Below are 16,421 nucleotides of genomic sequence, written 5' to 3' on the forward strand. Positions count from 1 at the left end.
ATTTTTAATTTATTTGATATAATCAAATCCTGTATAAGGAATTAAAACTTTTGGAATGTTAATTTGATTTTTTGTTTGATTATTTTCTAATAAAGCGGCCATAATACGCGGTAAAGCTAGAGCGCTTCCATTTAAAGTATGACATAAATCGATTTCCCCTGTCATAGTTTTATATCGAAGATGTAATCTATTTGATTGAAAATTAGTACAGTTTGAAACTGAACTCACTTCTAACCACTTTTTTTGTCCTATAGAATAAACTTCAAAATCATAAGTCATTGCAGAAGAAAACCCCAGATCTGTTCCACTTAAACGAATAAGTCTAAACGGAAATTCTAAAGATCTTAAAATTTTTTTAATATGCGAAATCATTTCATCTAAATAATAGTAAGAAGTATCAGGTGTAGTGATTTGAATAATTTCAACTTTTTCAAATTGATGCAATCTATTTATACCTCGTACTTTAGATCCATAAGATCCGGATTCTCTTCTAAAACAAGAAGTATAAGTTGTTGCTCTAACAGGGAGATCTTTATACGTAAAAAGATTATCTCTAAAACAATTCATAAGAGGAACTTCTCCAGTTGGAAGAAGATAAAGATTATCTTTTTCTATAAAATACATTTGATCTTCTTTATCTGGTATTTGTCCAGTAGCATATACAGACATTTCATTAATAAGATAAGGTAAACTATACTCTAGATACGAAGCACGTATATTTTGATCTAAAAAATATTGAATTAAACTTCTTTGCAATTTAGCGACTTTTCCAAGATAAACGGAAAATCCAGATCTACATATTTTTGTTCCTAAATCTGAACTAAATAAATGAAATTTTTTGGATAACTCCCAATGAGGAAGAGCTTCTTCAATGGTTTTTGTTGTTGTCCTATTATTAGGACTCCAAACAGCATCTTCTGTATTTTTCTCTTTGATTTTTTCGTCAGGAATATTAGGTATTTGATTTAGTTTTTCTTCCAAATTTTGAACAATATTTTTGAATTCTATATTTAAATCTTTTTTTTTCTTTTTAAAAAAAATAGATTCCTCTTTCAAAGAATTGATTTGTAAAGAATTCCCTCTTTTAAGAATAAGATGACTTATTTTTTTAGAGATCAGATTTTCTTTTTCTGATATTTTATTCAGAATATATTGTACTTTCTTTTTTTTTTGATCTAAAATTAATATTTCATCTATCAGATGAATTTTATGAAATTTTCGTTTACTTAATCCGAATAAAACTTTTTTTCTATTTTTTCTTATAAAAGATGTTCGAAGCATATCAGCATAATAAAGAATTCAAATCATATTATCATATTTACAAAATACAAATATTATATTATTTTTTATATTTGTAAAATGCGAAGGTGTTTCTATAATAGAAAAAAATTAGATCAACATTTTTTGAAAGATAAAAATATAGCTGAAAAAATTGTCAAAAATCTTTCTTTTCAGAACTATAATACAGTTGTTGAAATAGGACCAGGATTAGGAATCCTAACTAATTATTTGCTAAATGTATGTTCTAGGGTTTTTTTAATAGAAATTGATGAAGAATTAATCTTTTTTTTAAAAAAAAATTTTTCCATTTCCAATCATCAAATAATACATAAAGATTTTTTAAAATGGAATCCTGAAGAAATTAAACTTAAAAATTTCGCATTAATTGGAAATTTTCCTTATAGCATTTCTTCTCAGATATTGTTTCATATATTGAAATATAATCAATATATTCCAGAATGTATTGGAATGTTTCAAAAAGAAGTAGCAGAACGTATAATTTCTCATGAAGGGAAAAAAACTTATGGAATTTTATCCGTTCTTGTACAAACATTTTACGATGTAAAATATCTTTTTACTGTTAAAAAACATGTTTTTTTTCCTGTTCCCAATGTACAATCAGGAGTTATTATCCTAAAAAGGAAAGAAAAAAAAATAGAGATTTGCAATAAAGATCTTTTATTCAAATGTGTAAAAATGGCCTTTAATCAAAGAAGAAAAATATTGAAAAATTCTCTAGAATTTTTTATAAAAAAAATACCAGATTTTTATAATCTTCCATTTTTGAACAAAAGAGCAGAACAATTATCCGTAAGAGAATTTCTTCAATTAACCAATGAAATAGAAATTAGAAAATGACTAAACTATTAAATGGAAATCAATTGTCAAGAGAAATAAGAAAAGAAATATCTAAAAAAATAGATCAAGATATACGAAAGAAAAAAAAACGTCTTCCTCATCTTGGAATTATTTTATCAGGAAACAATAGTTCTAGTTTGACATATGTTAATAGTAAAATACAAGAATGTAAAAATATAGGAATACAATACTCTTTAGTCCATTTACCAGAATACAGTTCGGAACAGGATATATTAAAAGAAATTCAAAAAATGAATAATAATTCATTAATAGATGGTTTGATTGTACAGCTCCCTCTTCAAAAACATATTAATGAGGAAAATATCATTTTATCTATTAATCCAAAAAAAGATGTAGATGGATTTCATCCTGAAAACTTTGGAAAAATGTCTTTAAATATGAATGCTTTTTTTCCTGCTACTGCATTAGGAATATTAACTCTTTTAGAGAGAAATCAGATAAAAATATCTGGAAAACATACTGTAGTTGTTGGAAGAAGCAGGATTGTAGGAAGACCAATCAGTATTTTAATGAGCAGAAGACAAAATCCTGGAAATAGCACTGTAACTCTCACTCATAGTCACACTACTAATATAGAACACTATACAAAACAAGCAGATATAATTATTACAGCAGTAGGAGTTCCAGGTTTTTTAAAAGGAAAAATGATTAAAAAAGGGGCTGTAATTGTAGATGTAGGAATCACCAGAATCCAAAATAATGAAAATAAATCTTTTTTAATAAAAGGAGACGTTGATTTTCATAGTGTTTATGGAAAAGCTTCTTATCTGACACCCGTCCCAGGTGGAGTCGGTCCCATGACACGGATTATGCTTATAAAAAATACTTTAATAGCTGCATTAAATAGATTGAATAATTCATGAAAAAAAAAAAACTATAACGACTATTACTACTAATAATAATCAAACAACAACATCTTTTTTTCCTGTCAAAGAATCCTTTTATTCTCTTCAAGGAGAAGGACATCATTCTGGAATAGCTGCTTATTTTATTCGTTTAGAAGGATGTAATATAAGATGTGATTGGTGTGATACTAAAACAAGTTGGAACATAAATAAAAATAATTTTTTAACAGTGAATCAAATTATTCATAATATAAATAGTAAAGTGAAAACCATAGTTATTACTGGAGGGGAACCTATGATGTGGAATTTATCCCCTTTAACTAGAATTCTTAAAAAAAAAGGATATCGTATTCATGTAGAAACTTCAGGATCCTATCCTATTCATGAAGATTTTATTGATTGGATTACTATATCCCCTAAAAAAAAGAAACTTCCTTTAAAAGAAAATTACAAAAAAATGAATGAGTTAAAAATTATTATTTGTGATGAAAATGATTTTTTTTTTGCGGAAGAACAAGCAGGTTACGTAAAAAAAAATTCGCATTGTGTATTATTATTACAACCTGAATGGAATCAAAACATAAAAATCATTCCAAAAATAATTTCTTATATAAAAAATCATCCTAAATGGAAAATTTCTCTTCAAATTCATAAAATGTTAAATATTCCTTAATCATTATCTTTTTTTAAATGTCTTTTTTTTAAAATTTCTATAACTTCTTGAATAGAAGAATTTTTACTATATAAAAGTATAAGATAATGAAATAACAAATCTGCAGATTCATTTAAAAACAAGTTTTTATTCATATCTTTGGATTCAATAATAACTTCTACAGCTTCTTCTCCAAACTTTTGAGAAATTCTATTAATCCCTTTTTTGAAAAGTTTAAATACATAAGAATTTTTGTTTTCCTTATTAATTTTATTAGAAATTATATTTTCTAAATAAAATAAAAAATTGATTTTATTTATTTCTTTCCAACAAGTATCCGTTCCTTTGTGACAAACAGGACCTGTTGGATTGACTTTAATTAATAATGCATCTTGATCACAATCAATTAATATATTTTGAATCAAAAGATAGTTCTTACTGATTTCTCCTTTAGTCCATAATCTTTTTTTAGATCTACTATAAAAAGTTAGTTTTTTTTCTTTTATGCTTTTTCTATATGCTTCTTGATTCATATAACCTAACATTAAAACTTTATCTGTTTTTGAATCTTGAACAATAACAGGAATCAATCCATCTTTAAAATTAATTTTTTCTTCTTGAATATATTTTTCCATTTTATAATATAATAAATAATATAATAGTCATTCGTAGTAAATAAGGAGTAGTAGTTCGATTATTCTAATCGAATAGGAATGTTCTTATTGATTAGATAATTTTTTAATTCAGGGATTTCTATTTCTTTATAATGAAAAATACTAGCAGCTAAAGCTGCATCTGCTTTTCCATTTTTAAAAACTTGATAAAAATCTTCTAATTTTCCAGCTCCTCCTGAAGCAATAACAGGAATAGAAAGTATTTCAGATATTTTTTTAGTGATATCTAAAGCGAATCCACTTTTTGTTCCATCATGATTCATTGAAGTTAGTAAAACCTCTCCTATTCCTCTATTATAAGCTTCTTTTGCCCAATCTAAAGTTTTTCTTTTAGTGAAAACCCTTCCTCCATTTAAATAGACCCACCATTCATTTTTTTCGTATTTTGTATCAATAGCTAAAACAATACATTGACTTCCAAATCTACTAGAAAGACTTTCTAAAAGTTTTGGATTTTCAAAAGCTGCAGTATTAATAGATATCTTATCTGCACCTGCAGATAATAATAATTCAACATCTTTTTCTTTTCTAATTCCTCCACCTACAGTAAAAGGAATATTAATATGACGAGCTATTTCTCTTACTAAACTCAATAATAAAGTTTTACGTTTTTCATTTGTAGCTGTAATATCTAAAAATATTAATTCATCTGCTCCTTGTTTTGTATACCAACTTCCCAATTCAATTGGATTTCCAGCATCTTTAAGATGTTTAAAATTCACTCCTTTTACAGTTCTTCCATTTTTTATATCTAAACAAGGAATAATCCGTTTATTAGCTAACATTTTTTATTTTTTTGATTATTCTTTTTTTTCCAATTCATAAGTTCTGATAATGATATTTTATTTTCATATATAGCTTTTCCTATAATCGCTCCATAGCATCCTAAATCGGATAATTGATTTATATCTTCCATATTTCTAATTCCACCACTTGCAATAAATTCAATATTTGGAAATTTTTGAATAATTTTTTTATATAAAGAAAAAGAAGGTCCAGAAAGAACTCCGTCTTTAGATATATCCGTACAAAAAATTTTTTTTATACCATGACTGCTTTTTTCTTTTAAAAAATCCCAAAAAGAAATTTCAGAAACCTTTGTCCATCCATTAATCGCTATTTTATTATTCTTCTTAACATCCACTCCAAGTAATATTTTGTTTTCTCCGTAAATATGAATCCATTTTTTTAAAAGAAAAGGGTTTTGTACAGCAATACTTCCAACAGTAGCTATATATCCTCCACTGTCAAAAACAAGACGAACATCATTATCTGTATGAATCCCTCCACCAAAATCAATAATTAGATGTGTATATGTCGCTATTTTTTCTAATACTTTCCAATGAACCACTTTCCCTTTTTTTGCTCCATCTAAATCTACCAAATGCAATCTAGATATCCCATTATCTTCTAATAAAAATGCAACATCTAATGGATCATTATTATAAATTTTTTTCTTATTATAATCTCCTTGTATTAAACGAACACATTTTCCATCTATAATATCTATAGCAGCAATAATATTCATTAGTTTGAATTTTTTTTATTATAAACGAATAAAATTTTCTAATATTTTATGTCCTACATAAGAAGATTTTTCCGGATGAAATTGTACTGCATAAAAGTTTTTTTTTTGTAAAGCAGCGCTATAAGAAACTATATACTCTGTTTTAGCTACAGTGTATTTTCCTAAAGGAGCATAATAACTATGTACAAAATATTGATAACTTCCATCTGGAATCTTTTCAAATAAAGGACCTTTTAAATTGTGAATTGTATTCCATCCTATTTGAGGAATTTTGTCATTTTTATTTTCTGATTGAAATTTTTTTACTAACAAATCAAAAATACCTATACATGTAGTACTTCTTTCTTCTGAATGCTTACAAAGCAATTGCATTCCTAAACAAATTCCTAATACTGGTTGTTCTAATTTAGAAAGAAGAATATCTAATTTTTTTTTTTTCAAGTGTTTCATAGCAAAATTAGCTTCTCCTACACCAGGTAGGATAACTTTTTCAGCTTTTTGAATAGATTCTTGTGAATCTGTCACCACCGCTTGTACTCCTATTCTTTCCAAAGAAAAAAGAACAGACTGGACATTTCCAGCAGGATATTTTATAATAATTGTTTTCATAATTATTTTTTTCATTAAATTTTACAAGATCCCTTTAGAACTCGGTAAATGTAATTTACGATTAGGATCTTTTTGTATAGACATCTTGATAGCTTTGGCAAAAGCCTTAAAAATAGATTCTATTTTGTGATGTTCATTATTTCCTGTAGCATGGATATGAATGTTGCATTTTGCAGATGAAGAAAAAGATTGAAAAAAATGGAAAAACATTTCCGTAGGAATTTTTCCTATTTTTTCTCTGTAAAATTGTACTTTCCAAGATAATTGACTACGTCCTCCAAGATCCAATGCAACTGTGGCTAAACAATCATCCATAGGAAGTGAAAAAAAACCGTAACGTTCTATTCCTCGTTTATCTATAGCTTGATAAAATATTTCCCCTAAAGTTATTCCAGTATCTTCTATTAAATGATGTTCATCTACATGAATATCTCCTTTTGTATGAATATTTAAATCTATTAAACTATGAAACGAAATCTGTTGTAAAAGATGATCAAAAAATCCAATTCCCGTTTGTACATGAGATTCTCCTTTTCCATAAAGTCGAATAATTATTTTTACATCTGTCTCTAATGTAGTCCGTTTATGGACAAGAAATTTTTTGGATGTCTCTTTTAATTTTGATAAAAATTCATAAATTTCTTTCCAATTATCAGTTTGTAATACAACTACATTTTTGATTAGAATATCCTTATTTATTTTTCCAAAATAAAATTTTTCTTCTTTTTTTGTAAGTTGATCATTATTATGATGTTCCTTTATCCATATGGATTTACATCCTAAATTTTTGGCAAGTAAAACATCTGTAATTCGATCCCCAATAACAAAAGATTTTGATCTATTATAATTAGAGTTTTTTAAATAAGAAGTTAGCATTCCTGTCCCAGGTTTTCTATTGGGAGATTTTTCTTCTGGAAAACTTTTATCTATATGAACAGAAGAAAAATTGATTCCTTCTGTTTTTAGAATTTTTAATATATGATTGTGTATAGGCCAAAAATTTTTTTCTGGAAATTTTTCAGTGCCTAATCCATCTTGATTGGTCACCATGACTAAATCATAATTCAATTCATGAACTATTTTTGATAAAAAAAATATAACCTTTGGATAAAAATTTATTTTATTAATGTCATCAATTTGATAAGTAGGAGGAACTTCTTTAATGATTGTTCCATCTCTATCTATAAATAATATTTTTTTCATTTCAATTTTATACAATTACTTTCTTTTGTATGAGACATTTAAACATTTTTCAGAATATTTTTTAATTTTTTTTATTAAATATTCATTTTCCTCATGAGTTCCTACTGTTATTCTTAAACATTCATTACATAAAATAATTTTTGAACGATCTCTTACTATTATGTTATTTTCAATCAAATATCTATAAAGATTTTTTGAATATTTGGTTATTTTAACTAGCAAAAAATTTGAAGAACTAGGATATACTCTCTCTATTATGGAAATCTTTTTTAGAGATTCTTCCATATACTTTCTTTCCGAAAGAATATTTTTTAAATGATAAAAAAATAGATCTTTATTATCCAATGCTTGGATCGCTATTTTTTGCGAAATTTGACTAACATTATATGGATATTTTATTTTATTCATCCATTGAATAATTTCTTCAGAAGTAATAGCGATTCCTATTCTCAATCCAGCTAATCCCCAAGATTTAGAAAGCGTTTGTAGAATAATCAAATTAGGATATTGATCTATTTCTAGAGAAAAAGATTCTTGATCTGAAAAATCAATATAAGCTTCATCTAAAACAACTATTCCTGTAAATTTTTTTATAATATTTTGAATATCCTTTTTTTTTATATCATTTCCAGTAGGATTGTTCGGAGAACAAATAAAAATGATCTTACTATATTGAGTGATTACATTTTCTATTTTTTTTAAATTTAATTGATATTCTTCTTTTGTTAGAAAAATTTTTACAACATCTACTCCATGAATTTTTCCGATAACTTCATACATTCCATAAGTAGGAGGAAAAATAATAGAATGATCAATCTTTGGACGAGAAAAAATACGATAAATTAAATCAATTATTTCATCACTTCCATTTCCTAAAAATATTTTAGATGAAAAAACATTTTTTATTTTTGATATTTTTTCTTTTAATTCCATTTGAAATGGATCTGGATATCTATTATATGAATTAGAAAATGATAAAGGAGATCCAAAAGAATTTTCATTAGCATCTAAAAAAATAAAATCTTTTTCTTTTTGAAATTCTTCTCTAGCTGAGAGATAAGGATCTATATTAAGAATATTATCTCTTATTAAGGAATTTAAATCAAAATTTGAACAGGTAATAGATTGTTGATTCATAATTCATTATTTAATCTAATTTTAATAGATTTTTTATGTGCTATTAATCCTTCTTCAGAAGATAAAATCTCTACACATTTTGATAAATTTCGTAACCCTTTTTTAGAAATTTTTTGAAAAGTCACTTTTTTAAGAAAACTATCTACAGATACCCCACTATAAGATTTAGCGTATCCATATGTAGGAAGAACATGATTTGTTCCAGAAGCATAATCCCCCATACTAACTGGGGAATAATTTCCTAAAAAAACGGATCCAGCATTTTTTATTTTATTTCCCCAATAAGAAGCATTATGACAATTAATAATCAAATGTTCTGGAGCTACTTTATTAATTAAATGAATACATTCTTCCAAAGAAGAAAGAAGAATTATTTTACTATTTTTTAAAGATTTTTTAATAATATCTTGTCTACTAGATAGATGTAGTAATTGTTTTTTTAATTCTTCTTTGACTTTTTTTATCCAAAAGTCGTTAGATATAGTAACTAAAAGAATATAGCTTTCTGAGTCATGTTCTGATTGAGAAAGTAAATCAGAAGCAACATATTCTGGATTAGCAGTTTCATCTGTTAAAATTACGATTTCTGAAGGACCAGCAGGCATATCTATAGAAACAATCCCTTTTTGGGATACAATTTGTTTAGCTATTGTGACATAGGAATTCCCTGGACCAAATATTTTATAAACAGAAGGAATACTTTCCGTCCCATAAGCCATAGCGGCAATTGCTTGAGAACCCCCAACTTTATATATTTTTTGTATTCCTACATATTTAGCCGTATATAAAATAGACGGATGAATTTTTCCATTTTTATTTGGGGGAGTACATAAAACAATATCTTTACATCCAGCCAATGTACTAGGAATTCCTAACATTAAAACAGTAGATAACAAAGGAGCAGATCCTCCTGGAACATACAATCCTATTTTTTCTATTGGAATAGATTTTCTCCAACATGTGATTCCTTGGGATACCTCTATTTTTGATTCTTCATGTATTTGATTTTGATGAAAACATAAAATATTTTGATATGCTATATCAATAGATTTTTTTAAACAATTTGAAATTTTCAAATTTGATTTATCAATATCTTCTTCTGTTACTTGAATATTTTTTAAATTAAAATGATCATATTTTTTTGTATAAGCTTTCAAGGCAATATCTCCATATAATTTTACATTATTGATAATAGATAATACTAAATCCGTTAATTGATGAACATTTTTCACAGGTCTTTTTATAAGATTTTTCCATGTTTTGTATGAAGGGTAAGAGTACACTTGAATATCATCCATATTATGGTATATTTTTTATTTACAGTATAATTTTTTCTATTGGAAGGACTAATATATCTTGTGCTCCAAGTGCTTTTAAATTTTCTATTATCCCCCAAAAATCATTTTCGTTTACTACAGAATGGACAGAACTACATTCTGTATTTGCTAAAGGAAGAATTACTGGACTTTTAATTCCGGGAAGATAAGAGATTATTTTTTCTAATCTTTCATTAGGAACGTTTAAAAGAATATATTTATTATTTTTAGCTTTTTTTACAGCTCGTATCCTAAATAATAATTTATCCATTATGATATTTTGTGGAGATCCTAAATGAAGATGAGAAGCTAAAACAGCTTCGGATTGAAGAATGGTTTCTACTTCTTTCAATCCATTCATAAATAATGTAGATCCACTACTCACTAAATCACAAATACAATCAGCTAATCCGATTCCAGGTGCAATTTCAACGGCTCCAGATATTTCATGAATTTCTGCTTGTATATATTTTTTTTCAAAAAATTCTCTTACTAAAAAAGGATAACTTGTAGCAATACGTTTTCCCTCTAAATCATTTAGATCATTATATCTAATAGATTTAGGGACAGCTATAGAAAGACGACATTTTCCAAAACCTAAAGTTTCTTTAATTTGTATTCTTTTTCTTTTTTCCAAAAGAACATTTTTTCCTACTATTCCTATATCAGCGACTCCATCTTCTAAATATTGAGGAATATCATCATCTCGTAAAAAAAGGATTTCTAGTGGAAAATTAAGGGCTGTTGTTTTTAATTTATCTATACCAATATTAACCTCAATGCTGCAATCTTTAAGCAACTTGATAGAGTCTTCATAAAGACGTCCTGATTTTTGAATGGCTATTTTAAGTTTATCCATAGGAAAAAATAACAAAAGCTTACTCTTTGATTATTCTGTAAGCTTTTTTTATTAGTTAGTAATCTTTCATCATAATTATATATATTATAGTATCTATAGATAGTAGATAAAATATATAGATGAACTAGATTAAAATTGATGCATCATCATAATAATAATGAATGAATAATGCATTACAGCAAATATAAAAAACTATTTTGAATATTCTTTAACCTTTTCGAAACTCTATTTTAGACCTATTCAATTTTTTCAAAAGAAATTAGATGATTAACTTTTAATCAAAATTTTTTTTAGAAAATGAAAATTGTTAGTTATAATATCAATGGAATTAGATCTGGAATTAATAAAGGATTATTTCATTGGATTGAAGCATGTCAGCCAGATATTTTATGTTTTCAAGAAATTAAAGCTTTTCCAGAACAAATAAACACAAATATTTTAGAAAGTTTTGGATATTCCCATTACTGGTTTCCTTCCAAAAGAAAAGGATATAGTGGAGTAGGAATTTTATGTAAAAAAAAACCAAACCATGTAGAATATGGAATAGGATTAAATTCTATTGATCAAGAAGGAAGAGTTATACGTATAGACTTAAAAAAAATATCAGTCATAAACCTTTATCTTCCTTCCGGAAGGAATATGAAAAAGAGATTGAATTTTAAATTTTATTTTATGAATCAATTTTTTGATTACATCAAAAAAATTAAAAAAAAATTTAATAATCTCATTATTTGTGGGGATTACAATATTTGTCATCAAAAGATAGATATTTATGATCCCATAAAAAATATGGAAATTTCCGGTTTTTTACCAGAAGAAAGAAAATGGATGACACATTTTTTAAATTTAGGATTCATAGATAGTTTTAGAAATTCCGTTAAGGAAGCCAACCATTATAGTTGGTGGAGTTATAGTTATAATGCTAGAAAAAATAATAAAGGTTGGAGGATTGATTATGCCATGGTTAGTACATCTTTGAAAAAACAGATAAAAAATGCTTACCTACTACCTGAAATAAAATATTCAGATCATTGTCCTACTGTATTAGAATTAGAAGAAGAAATTATTGAATAATGACCTGACTGGGATTCGAACCCAGGACCCTTACATTAAAAGTGTAATGCTCTACCAGCTGAGCTATCAGGTCAATTTAGAAAATGCAAGACGATTTTGTTTGTTTTATTTTATATATATGAACAACAAAGATACTACTAATTTTTTTATATTTTTATGTTTTATGAATGAATATGAAAGTGACTTTAATCGGATACATGGGTAGTGGAAAGACTTCTATAGGAGAAATATTGTCTAAAAAATTGAAATTTGATTTTTATGATTTGGACGATCTTCTTGTCAAAGATCAACATGACTCAATTTGTAATCTTTTTAAAAAAATAGGAGAAAATTCTTTTAGAAAAATAGAGCATCTAATGCTTAAAAAAATCTTAAAAAAGAACAAAAAATATATTTTATCTGTTGGAGGAGGAACCCCTTGTTATTATAATAACATTGATTTATTGAATAAATTCTCAAAAACTTTTTATCTAAAAACTAATAGTTATACATTGTTCAAAAGATTATCTTTAGAAAAAAAAACGAGACCATTAATTGCTCATTTGTCTAAAAAAGAATTATTCAAATTTATTATTAGTCATTTCTCAAAAAGAATTTTTTTTTATGAGAAATCTTTTAGAAAGATAGATATTACTGGAAAATCCAAAAAAGATATAGTTCAAGAAATAACACAATTCATCATTAAATAATATGAATCAATTGTCATACAACAAATATGATCATTTTTTTTTAGATACAATCATAAACAATTTTCCAATAAAAAATAAAAAAATATGCGTTGCTGTAAGTGGAGGATTAGATAGTATGGTTCTTTTAAATTTATTACTTCATATTCCTAATACTATATTAGGTGTTGCGCATTGTAATTTTGCACTGAGAAATAAAGAATCTAATAAAGATGAAGATTTCGTGAAAAAATTTTGTTTAAAAAATCATATAACATATCATATTAAGCGATTTAATACCTTTGATTTTTCTAAAAAACAGAAGTTATCTATACAAATGTCAGCTAGAAAACTTAGATACGATTGGTTTAATGAATTATTAAAAAATTCATATGAGTTGATAGCATTAGGACATCATTTTAATGACTCTATAGAAACTTTTTTTATAAATTTAATGAGGGGAACAGGAATCAAAGGATTATTAGGGATACCTAAAAAAAATGGAAAATTCATTCGTCCTCTTTCTAGTTTTACAAAAGAAGAAATTTTGTCTTATGCTAAAAAAAGAAATCTAAATTGGAGATTAGATAAAAGCAATCTAGATGATAAGTATTTAAGAAATAAAATACGTTCAGTAATATCTGTTTTTTCCTTTTCTTTCAAAGGAATAAAAAAAAGTATTGATTATCTTCATCAAGAGAATTTTTTAATAGAAAAACAAATTCAAGAAATTAATAAAAAAATAACAGTAGAAAAAAAATATAATCCATTTTATTGGAAAATATCATGTAATCAAATCATGAATTTACAACCTTTATCTTTTTATTTATTCAAATTATTTTTTTCTTATGGGTTTTCTAATCATATAAAAAGTTTAAAAAATCTTCTTTATGCACAATCAGGAAAACAATTAATATCTAAAAAATATCGTATTATTAAAAACAGAAATTTTTGGATTTTAATCTCAAATTCATTTTTATTTGCAAATAAAAATAAAGTTTTTTTGATCCCCAATATCATCAAAAACAATGATTATAGTAGAAACCTATCATTACCTGTAAATGTAAAATTTTCTTTTCATACAGAAATAGAAAAAAATAAACCAATGATATCGTTTATAGATTTTGATAAAATTCAATTTCCGTTGAAATTAAGAACATGGAAAGAAGGAGATTATTTTTATCCTATAAATATGAAAGGAAAGAAAAAATTAAGCAAATATTATAAAGAAAAAAAATTTTCTCTTTTGGAAAAAGAACAAACATGGTTATTAGTAAATGGAAATGAAGATATTATTTTAGTTTTAAGAAATCGTTTAGATGATAGATTTAAGGTTACAGAAAAAACAAAAAAAATATTAGGAATAAAAATATAATTGTTGGATTTCAGTAATCCAATTTCAATTAATATTTTTTTTTAATTTTGATAAGAATTAGTTGTTCTATGAAAATACATAATTTCAGTGCAGGCCCCTCTATTTTACCTAAACAAGTAATTAGAAAATCAGCTCAATCTGTAATATCTTTTAATCAAAGTGGATTGTCTTTACTTGAAATTTCTCATAGAAGTAAAGATTTCATAGAAATAATGGAAAAAACAACAGAATTAGTTAAACGGACTATGAATTTAAATGATGATTATTCCATTTTATTTCTTCAAGGGGGGGCGACCTTGCAATTTACAATGGTTCCATCTAATTTAATGAATAGAGAAGCAGCTTATTTAGATACAGGAATATGGGCAAATAATGCTATTAAAGAAGCGGAAAAATTTGGTAAAGTAAGGATTCTTTTTTCCGGTAAAAAAAAAAACTATACATATATATCTAAAAATTATAAGGTTCCAAACGAAGTAGATTATTTTCATTGTACTTCCAATAATACTATTGTTGGAACACAAATGAAAATATTTCCTAATACTCCTATTCCAATGGTTTGTGATATGTCTTCAGATATATTTAGTCGAAAATTAAATTTTTGTCAATTTAGTTTGATCTATGCTTCTGCACAAAAAAATGTAAGTTCTGCAGGAATGACTATTGTTATTGTAAAAAAAGAAATTCTTGGAAAAATTAAAAAAAGAAATATTCCTTCTTATTTAGATTACATGATTCATATTAAAAACAATAGGATTTTCAATACTCCAAATGTATTTTCTATCTATACTTCCATGTTAACATTAGAATGGATAAAAAATAAGGGAGGTCTTTCCATTCTAGAAAAAGAAAATGAATATAAAGCTCAATTATTATATGATGAAATAGACAAAAGCAATCTATTTGAAAACAAAATTCATAAGGAAAATCGTTCTAATATGAACGTTACTTTTTTTTTAAAGAAAAAAAATCTAGAAAATAAATTTAATAAAATGTGGAAAAAAGAAAACATTGTTGGATTAGATGGACATAGATATTTAGGAGGATATCGCGCTAGTATTTACAATGCTTTATCATTAGATAGTGTTCGATTTTTAATACACATAATGAAAGAATTTGAAAAAAAATTTTCTTAAACATGAATCATATTAAAAATCGTTTTCTTTTTGTAAAAAGATCAATCCCAAAAAATATAAAAATTTTAGCAGTATCTAAAAACCAAAATGTTTCTTCTATAGAAAAATTGTACAAAATAGGACATAGAGATTTTGGAGAAAATTATGTACAAGAAATGGTAAAAAAATATCAAAAATTACCAAAAGACATTCGTTGGCATATGATTGGAAGAATTCAAAGCAATAAATTAAAAGACATTGTCCCTTTTATTGATTTAATTCATAGTGTTCAAAAATTTGAACATATTCAAATCATAAATAAAATAGCATTAAAACATAATCGTGTTGTAAATTGTCTATTACAAATAAAAATTTGTAATGAAAAAAATAAATCAGGAATAACATATCAACAAGCCAATAACATATTGGAAGATAAAAGATATAAAAATATGAAAAATGTAAAAATTATTGGCCTAATGGGAATAGCATCTTTCCAAAAACCGATTCAAAAAATACGTTATGAATTTGATTTTTTGAATAAAATATACAATGATTATAAAAATAAGTATAAACATTGTTCTATTCTTTCTATGGGAATGAGTCGAGATTATCCCATAGCTATAGAATATGGAACCACTCTTATTCGTTTAGGAACATTTCTTTTCGGAAATAGAAAAAAAAATAAAACAATTTAATTTTTTTTTAATGCTGTTCTTGCTTTTTTTTATTCTATATTCTATAGAAATAGAAGAAGAGAAGAGAGATTCTAAAAAGATTTAGACCATACCACCATTACTTACACAAAAAAAACCATTCCCTATCAGTATCAGTTTATGAGAGAAATATTCTGTATAAAATTGAACTCCAAATTTCTAGATTTTTTTTTGTTACAGGATTTTTTGTTAAGTTATCCAATATGAATATTTTTATTCATCTTGAAAAACATTTTCTCTATTTAAACTATCAGAATAGACAACAACAATTTACCATTAGAATTAGATAATAAGATATTATTTGGATTACATTAACTGTATTTATTTATTATGCAAGGAATAAAAGAGAATTTTTTTGTAAATTGACAATCAGAATATTCTCTCATAATAATAATGTATTTGAATGAAAAATGCTCCCTAATAAGGGAGCCAAAAGTTTTTTTTGAATAGTTCTATAATACATGATGAAAAAAAGAATACCATTTCATTCTCTAGA

The 16,421-nt window shown here is 25.4% G+C and carries 17 protein-coding genes and 1 tRNA gene; 8 read left to right on the forward strand and 10 right to left on the reverse strand.

The features are described from left to right. Positions 1-9: 9 nt before the first annotated feature. The gene (serS, locus tag H0H53_RS00970) at positions 10-1,281 is read right to left on the reverse strand and encodes a serine--tRNA ligase (protein WP_185870669.1); all 1,272 of its coding nucleotides are present in this window, start codon (positions 1,279-1,281) and stop codon (positions 10-12) included. 78 nt (positions 1,282-1,359) lie between these two features. Between serS and rsmA the strand changes: the two genes are divergently transcribed. Genes rsmA through H0H53_RS00985 form a run of 3 tightly spaced genes read left to right on the forward strand, consistent with a single transcriptional unit; the run spans position 1,360 to position 3,678 of the window. Then, positions 1,360-2,139: a 16S rRNA (adenine(1518)-N(6)/adenine(1519)-N(6))-dimethyltransferase RsmA gene (rsmA, locus tag H0H53_RS00975; RefSeq protein WP_185870670.1), complete on the forward strand. Its 780-nt coding sequence runs from the start codon at positions 1,360-1,362 to the stop codon at positions 2,137-2,139. Beyond that, positions 2,136-3,023 (forward strand): bifunctional 5,10-methylenetetrahydrofolate dehydrogenase/5,10-methenyltetrahydrofolate cyclohydrolase, encoded by an 888-nt coding sequence (locus H0H53_RS00980; RefSeq protein WP_185870671.1) that lies wholly within the window; start codon positions 2,136-2,138, stop codon positions 3,021-3,023. The genes rsmA and H0H53_RS00980 overlap by 4 nt, the downstream gene beginning before the upstream one ends. A 22-nt stretch (positions 3,024-3,045) precedes the next feature. Further along, positions 3,046-3,678 (forward strand): 7-carboxy-7-deazaguanine synthase QueE, encoded by a 633-nt coding sequence (locus H0H53_RS00985; protein ID WP_185870772.1) that lies wholly within the window; start codon positions 3,046-3,048, stop codon positions 3,676-3,678. On the opposite strand, the gene hisIE is transcribed toward H0H53_RS00985, so the two are convergent. Genes hisIE through hisG form a run of 8 tightly spaced genes read right to left on the reverse strand, consistent with a single transcriptional unit; the run spans position 3,675 to position 10,983 of the window. Beyond that, the gene (gene hisIE / locus H0H53_RS00990; protein ID WP_185870672.1) at positions 3,675-4,292 is read right to left on the reverse strand and encodes a bifunctional phosphoribosyl-AMP cyclohydrolase/phosphoribosyl-ATP diphosphatase HisIE; all 618 of its coding nucleotides are present in this window, start codon (positions 4,290-4,292) and stop codon (positions 3,675-3,677) included. The genes H0H53_RS00985 and hisIE overlap by 4 nt on opposite strands. A gap of 59 nt (positions 4,293-4,351) precedes the next feature. Continuing rightward, a complete protein-coding gene (gene hisF / locus H0H53_RS00995; protein ID WP_185870673.1) occupies positions 4,352-5,116 on the reverse strand; it encodes an imidazole glycerol phosphate synthase subunit HisF in 765 nt (254 codons plus the stop codon). Beyond that, the gene (gene hisA / locus H0H53_RS01000) at positions 5,110-5,859 is read right to left on the reverse strand and encodes a 1-(5-phosphoribosyl)-5-[(5-phosphoribosylamino)methylideneamino]imidazole-4-carboxamide isomerase (RefSeq protein WP_185870674.1); all 750 of its coding nucleotides are present in this window, start codon (positions 5,857-5,859) and stop codon (positions 5,110-5,112) included. The genes hisF and hisA overlap by 7 nt, the downstream gene beginning before the upstream one ends. Before the next feature lie 18 nt (positions 5,860-5,877). Then, positions 5,878-6,468 (reverse strand): imidazole glycerol phosphate synthase subunit HisH, encoded by a 591-nt coding sequence (gene hisH, locus H0H53_RS01005; RefSeq protein ID WP_185870773.1) that lies wholly within the window; start codon positions 6,466-6,468, stop codon positions 5,878-5,880. A gap of 21 nt (positions 6,469-6,489) precedes the next feature. Beyond that, positions 6,490-7,671, reverse strand: a complete 1,182-nt coding sequence (gene hisB, locus H0H53_RS01010; RefSeq protein WP_185870675.1) for a bifunctional histidinol-phosphatase/imidazoleglycerol-phosphate dehydratase HisB — start codon at positions 7,669-7,671, stop codon at positions 6,490-6,492. Positions 7,672-7,686: 15 nt separating this feature from the next. Further along, positions 7,687-8,808 (reverse strand): histidinol-phosphate transaminase, encoded by a 1,122-nt coding sequence (gene hisC / locus H0H53_RS01015; RefSeq protein ID WP_185870676.1) that lies wholly within the window; start codon positions 8,806-8,808, stop codon positions 7,687-7,689. Continuing rightward, a complete protein-coding gene (gene hisD / locus H0H53_RS01020) occupies positions 8,805-10,106 on the reverse strand; it encodes a histidinol dehydrogenase (RefSeq protein ID WP_185870677.1) in 1,302 nt (433 codons plus the stop codon). The genes hisC and hisD overlap by 4 nt, the downstream gene beginning before the upstream one ends. 19 nt (positions 10,107-10,125) lie before the next feature. Next, positions 10,126-10,983, reverse strand: a complete 858-nt coding sequence (gene hisG, locus H0H53_RS01025) for an ATP phosphoribosyltransferase (RefSeq protein ID WP_185870678.1) — start codon at positions 10,981-10,983, stop codon at positions 10,126-10,128. Between the two features lie 297 nt (positions 10,984-11,280). Here hisG and H0H53_RS01030 point away from each other — a divergent pair, with 297 nt between their 5' ends. Then, a complete protein-coding gene (locus H0H53_RS01030; RefSeq protein WP_185870679.1) occupies positions 11,281-12,057 on the forward strand; it encodes an exodeoxyribonuclease III in 777 nt (258 codons plus the stop codon). Here H0H53_RS01030 and H0H53_RS01035 read toward each other — a convergent pair. After that, a tRNA-Lys gene (locus H0H53_RS01035) sits at positions 12,058-12,130 on the reverse strand. Between the two features lie 100 nt (positions 12,131-12,230). Here H0H53_RS01035 and H0H53_RS01040 point away from each other — a divergent pair. From H0H53_RS01040 to H0H53_RS01055, 4 genes are all read left to right on the forward strand, one after another. Further along, positions 12,231-12,746, forward strand: a complete 516-nt coding sequence (locus H0H53_RS01040; RefSeq protein WP_185870680.1) for a shikimate kinase — start codon at positions 12,231-12,233, stop codon at positions 12,744-12,746. A 1-nt stretch (position 12,747) separates the two neighbouring features. Beyond that, the gene (gene tilS / locus H0H53_RS01045; RefSeq protein ID WP_185870681.1) at positions 12,748-14,097 is read left to right on the forward strand and encodes a tRNA lysidine(34) synthetase TilS; all 1,350 of its coding nucleotides are present in this window, start codon (positions 12,748-12,750) and stop codon (positions 14,095-14,097) included. 68 nt (positions 14,098-14,165) lie between these two features. Next, positions 14,166-15,233, forward strand: a complete 1,068-nt coding sequence (serC, locus tag H0H53_RS01050) for a 3-phosphoserine/phosphohydroxythreonine transaminase (protein WP_185870682.1) — start codon at positions 14,166-14,168, stop codon at positions 15,231-15,233. Positions 15,234-15,235: 2 nt separating this feature from the next. Continuing rightward, on the forward strand, positions 15,236-15,907 hold the full coding sequence (locus H0H53_RS01055; protein ID WP_185870683.1) for a YggS family pyridoxal phosphate-dependent enzyme: 672 nt from the start codon (positions 15,236-15,238) through the stop codon (positions 15,905-15,907). Positions 15,908-16,421 lie beyond the last annotated feature (514 nt).

The organism is Blattabacterium cuenoti (assembly GCF_014251955.1).
Taxonomy (GTDB): Bacteria; Bacteroidota; Bacteroidia; order Flavobacteriales; family Blattabacteriaceae; genus Blattabacterium; species Blattabacterium cuenoti_L.

Coding starts and splice junctions, on each gene's coding strand:
- H0H53_RS00980 (WP_185870671.1), top strand. CDS start 2,136: ATGACTAAACTATTAAATGGAAATCAATTGTCAAGAGAAATAAGAAAA.
- hisC (WP_185870676.1), bottom strand. CDS start 8,808: ATGAATCAACAATCTATTACCTGTTCAAATTTTGATTTAAATTCCTTA.
- H0H53_RS01030 (WP_185870679.1), top strand. CDS start 11,281: ATGAAAATTGTTAGTTATAATATCAATGGAATTAGATCTGGAATTAAT.
- H0H53_RS01055 (WP_185870683.1), top strand. CDS start 15,236: ATGAATCATATTAAAAATCGTTTTCTTTTTGTAAAAAGATCAATCCCA.
- hisD (WP_185870677.1), bottom strand. CDS start 10,106: ATGGATGATATTCAAGTGTACTCTTACCCTTCATACAAAACATGGAAA.
- hisH (WP_185870773.1), bottom strand. CDS start 6,468: ATGAAAACAATTATTATAAAATATCCTGCTGGAAATGTCCAGTCTGTT.
- rsmA (WP_185870670.1), top strand. CDS start 1,360: ATGCGAAGGTGTTTCTATAATAGAAAAAAATTAGATCAACATTTTTTG.
- hisIE (WP_185870672.1), bottom strand. CDS start 4,292: ATGGAAAAATATATTCAAGAAGAAAAAATTAATTTTAAAGATGGATTG.
- hisB (WP_185870675.1), bottom strand. CDS start 7,671: ATGAAAAAAATATTATTTATAGATAGAGATGGAACAATCATTAAAGAA.
- hisA (WP_185870674.1), bottom strand. CDS start 5,859: ATGAATATTATTGCTGCTATAGATATTATAGATGGAAAATGTGTTCGT.
- tilS (WP_185870681.1), top strand. CDS start 12,748: ATGAATCAATTGTCATACAACAAATATGATCATTTTTTTTTAGATACA.
- H0H53_RS01040 (WP_185870680.1), top strand. CDS start 12,231: ATGAAAGTGACTTTAATCGGATACATGGGTAGTGGAAAGACTTCTATA.
- serC (WP_185870682.1), top strand. CDS start 14,166: ATGAAAATACATAATTTCAGTGCAGGCCCCTCTATTTTACCTAAACAA.
- hisF (WP_185870673.1), bottom strand. CDS start 5,116: ATGTTAGCTAATAAACGGATTATTCCTTGTTTAGATATAAAAAATGGA.
- serS (WP_185870669.1), bottom strand. CDS start 1,281: ATGCTTCGAACATCTTTTATAAGAAAAAATAGAAAAAAAGTTTTATTC.
- hisG (WP_185870678.1), bottom strand. CDS start 10,983: ATGGATAAACTTAAAATAGCCATTCAAAAATCAGGACGTCTTTATGAA.